The organism is Pseudonocardia pini, from assembly GCF_013870575.1.
Lineage (GTDB): Bacteria > Actinomycetota > Actinomycetes > Mycobacteriales > Pseudonocardiaceae > Pseudonocardia > Pseudonocardia pini.
On record NZ_JACBXB010000656.1, the window covers coordinates 1 to 3,225 of the forward strand.

Consider the following 3,225-nt stretch of genomic DNA (forward strand, 5'->3'; position numbering starts at 1 on the left):
CCGCGACGGAGGCCCGGTACGACCCGTCGACCATGGCGTTCCTGCGCGGCGAGACCGGCGACCCGGTGATGCGCGGCTGGATGCGCCCGCGCGGCGAGGAGCCGGACCCGCTCTTCGCGCTGCTGGCGGGGGACGCCCTGCCGCCCACCGTGTTCAACCTCGGCCGCGGGTTCGGCTGGGCGCCGACCGTGCAGCTCACGGCGCTGCTGCGGGCCCGCCCCGCCCCGGGCTGGCTGCGTCTGGAGTCGCGGTCGGAGATGATCGCCGGTACCTGGTTCGACGAGGACAGCACCGTCCGGGACTCGACGGGCCGGATCGTCTGCCAGGCCCGCCAGCTCGCCCTGGCCCCCCTCGCCCAGGACTGACCGGAGCCCGGTCTCCGCCACGGGGGTCGGCTGATCGTCGTCTCCGACCCCTCCGCGCCGTATACGGCGTCGATGGTTCGTAGGCGGTGATCACGGCTGGGCGGCATCCGTGGCAGAGGGTGGTGCCGAGAGTGGGTTTCGGCCGTGGGCCCCGGCGGGGCCGGGGTAGGGCCCGGGCCGGGCCGGGCGCGGCGCGGTTACCGTTCCCTCATGACTCGTATCGCCGTACTGGGTGCAGGGAAGATCGGGGAGGCGCTGCTGTCCGGGCTGCTCGCGGCGGGTCGGCCCGCGGCGGACCTGGTCTTCACGGAGCGGCACCCGGGGCGGGCCGCGGAGCTGTCCGGCAGGCTCGGGGTAGAGGCGGCGGACGTGCCCGCGGCGGCGGGCAAGGCGGACGTCGTCGTGGTCGCCGTGAAGCCGCAGGACATCGCGCCGGTGCTCACCGAGCTGACCGCCGCGCTCACCCCCGGCACGCTCGTCGTGTCGCTGTGCGCAGGCCTGCCCACGGCGCTGTTCGAGGGCGGGCTGCCCGCGGGCACCCCGGTCGTGCGGGTCATGCCGAACACGCCGATGGTCGTCGGGCAGGCGATGAGCGCCGTGTCCGGCGGCACCCACGCCACGGCCGCGCACCTGGCCCTGGTCGAGGAGCTGCTCGGCGCGGTCGGCAAGGTGGTGACCGTCCCGGAGAGCCAGCAGGACGCCGTCACGGCCCTGTCCGGCTCCGGCCCCGCCTACTTCTTCTTCCTGGTCGAGGCCATGATCGACGCGGGGATCCTGCTCGGCCTGCCGCGCACCGTCGCGGCCGACCTGATCGTGCAGTCGGCCTACGGCGCGGCCACCATGCTGCGGGAGTCCGCGGAGCACCCGGTGCTGCTCCGCGAGGCCGTGACCTCGCCCGCGGGCACCACCATCGCCGCGATCCGGGAGCTGGAACGGCACGGGGTGCGGGCCGCGTTGATCGATGCGATCGAGGCCGCCCGGGACCGCTCGGCCGAGTTGGGACGCTCGGTGCAAGCCCGTTGACCCGATCGTAGGAGTCCCTGTCACCCTGACGCGCACCTGAACGCCCCTCCGGTGTGGCATGGTGTGTCGAAGGCGTCACACCGGCACCGCTATCCTCACGGGGAACACGCGATGCAGACGGGAAGGCGGTGTCCGGATGGCCACCCAGCAACCAGGGCATTCGGGGCAGCCCGAGCGGGTCGAGAACCTCTCCGCGGTGCAGTTCCTGACCGTGGCCGAGGTCGCCGCCATGATGCGCGTCTCCAAGATGACCGTGTACCGGCTCGTGCACGGCGGGGAGCTCCCCGCCGCCCGGGTCGGCCGGTCGTTCCGGGTACCGAAGCGGGCGGTCGAGGACTACCTGCGGCACGCGTACTTCGACGCGGGCTGACCCCTCTCCCGGAACCCGTCGCGCCGGCGGGTAGGATCGGCGACCGGTCATCGTCTCGCCGTGTGCATCCACGCGCGCGAAAGCAGTAAACAGGAGGTACCGGCGCATGGGCTCGGTCATCAAGAAGCGTCGCAAGCGGATGTCGAAGAAGAAGCACCGCAAGCTGCTCCGCAAGACCCGCGTGCAGCGTCGCAAGCTCGGCAAGTAAGACCCCGGGATCCCGTCCGCCGCCAGTCGCGGGCGGGATCCTTCCCGTTCCACCACCCACGACGAGACAGGTCGTGCCTGTGACGCGCTCGGGACCCCCCCGCGGTGCCGGTGACCCCGGCGACCCGCCCTCCGTCGTGCTCGTGACAGGTGTCAGCAGGTTCCTCGGTGGCAACCTGGCGGCCCGGCTGGCCGCCGATCCCGCCATCGACCGCGTGCTCGGGGTCGACACCGTGCCGCCGTCCCGGGACATGTTGCGCCGCATGGGCCGCGCCGAGTTCGTCCGCGCGGACATCCGCAACCCGCTCATCGCCAAGGTCATCTCCGGCGCCTCGGTCGACACCGTGGTGCACGCCTCGCTCTCCGCGGGCCCCGGCTCGTCCGGCGGCCGCACGGCGATGAAGGAGATGAACGTCATCGGCACGATGCAGCTGCTCGCGGCGTGCCAGAAGGCCGAGCAGGTGCGTCGGGTGGTGCTCAAGTCCACGACCGCCGTGTACGGCTCCGGCTCGCGCGATCCCGCGTTGTTCGACGAGTCGATGACGCCGAAGGACCTGCCGTCGGGCGGGTACGCCAAGGACGCCGCGGAGATCGAGGGCTACCTGCGCGGGTTCGGTCGCCGCCGCCCGGACGTCGCGACGACGGTGCTGCGCTTCTGCAACTACGTCGGCCCGCGCATCGACACCGTGATGACGCGGTACTTCGCGCTGCCCGCCGTCCCCACCGTCCTGGGGTTCGACGCCCGGCTGCAGTTCCTCCACGAGGAGGACGCGCTCGCGGTGCTGGAGCGGGCGGCCACGCACGACCTGCCCGGGGTCTACAACGTGGCGGCGGACGGCGTCGTCACGCTGTCCCAGGCCATCCGGCGGGCCGGTCAGGTGCAGGTCCCGGTGCCGTCGGTCGCCGTCGGGCCGGTCGGCAGGGTGCTGCGCGGCGCCCGGATCGTGGACTACTCGCCGGAGCAGATGCGGTTCCTGAACTTCGGCCGGGTGGTGGACACCACGCGGCTCAAGGAACGCTTCGGCTTCGCGCCCCGGTGGACCACCGTCCAGGCCTTCGACGACTACGTCCGCGGCCGGGCGCTGCGTCCCGTCCTCGGACAGGGGCGCCTCGAGGCGGTCGAGCGCACGCTGCTGGGCGCCGCCCGGGCCATGCCGCGGATGCTCGGCTAGGGGACGCGGTGGCGCACGGGGAGAAGAACGGTGAGGGGGACTCGGTGCCGGACGCACGTGTGATCCCGCTGCGGGCGGACGAGACGGG

5 protein-coding genes are annotated in these 3,225 nt (G+C 73.1%); all 5 read left to right on the forward strand.

Annotated elements, in window-relative coordinates; translation table 11 throughout:
• Positions 1-365: thioesterase family protein (locus tag H5J29_RS26620; RefSeq protein WP_181783753.1), on the forward strand; the 365-nt coding region annotated here is incomplete at its 5' end.
• A 210-nt stretch (positions 366-575) separates the two neighbouring features.
• Positions 576-1,388, forward strand: a complete 813-nt coding sequence (proC, locus tag H5J29_RS26625; RefSeq protein ID WP_181783754.1) for a pyrroline-5-carboxylate reductase — start codon at positions 576-578, stop codon at positions 1,386-1,388.
• A 136-nt stretch (positions 1,389-1,524) separates the two neighbouring features.
• Positions 1,525-1,758: a helix-turn-helix domain-containing protein gene (locus tag H5J29_RS26630; protein ID WP_181783755.1), complete on the forward strand. Its 234-nt coding sequence runs from the start codon at positions 1,525-1,527 to the stop codon at positions 1,756-1,758.
• Between the two features lie 106 nt (positions 1,759-1,864).
• Positions 1,865-1,966 carry a 30S ribosomal protein bS22 gene (locus tag H5J29_RS26635; RefSeq protein WP_010241351.1) on the forward strand — a complete coding sequence of 34 codons (102 nt, stop codon included), beginning with the start codon at positions 1,865-1,867 and terminating at the stop codon, positions 1,964-1,966.
• A 142-nt stretch (positions 1,967-2,108) separates the two neighbouring features.
• Positions 2,109-3,137: an NAD-dependent epimerase/dehydratase family protein gene (locus H5J29_RS26640; RefSeq protein ID WP_312858425.1), complete on the forward strand. Its 1,029-nt coding sequence runs from the start codon at positions 2,109-2,111 to the stop codon at positions 3,135-3,137.
• Positions 3,138-3,225 lie beyond the last annotated feature (88 nt).

What these genes read in the sequence shown, in the direction of transcription:
- H5J29_RS26630 (WP_181783755.1), top strand. Translation starts at nt 1,525, where the DNA reads ATGGCCACCCAGCAACCAGGGCATTCGGGGCAGCCCGAGCGGGTCGAG.
- proC (WP_181783754.1), top strand. Translation starts at nt 576, where the DNA reads ATGACTCGTATCGCCGTACTGGGTGCAGGGAAGATCGGGGAGGCGCTG.
- H5J29_RS26635 (WP_010241351.1), top strand. Translation starts at nt 1,865, where the DNA reads ATGGGCTCGGTCATCAAGAAGCGTCGCAAGCGGATGTCGAAGAAGAAG.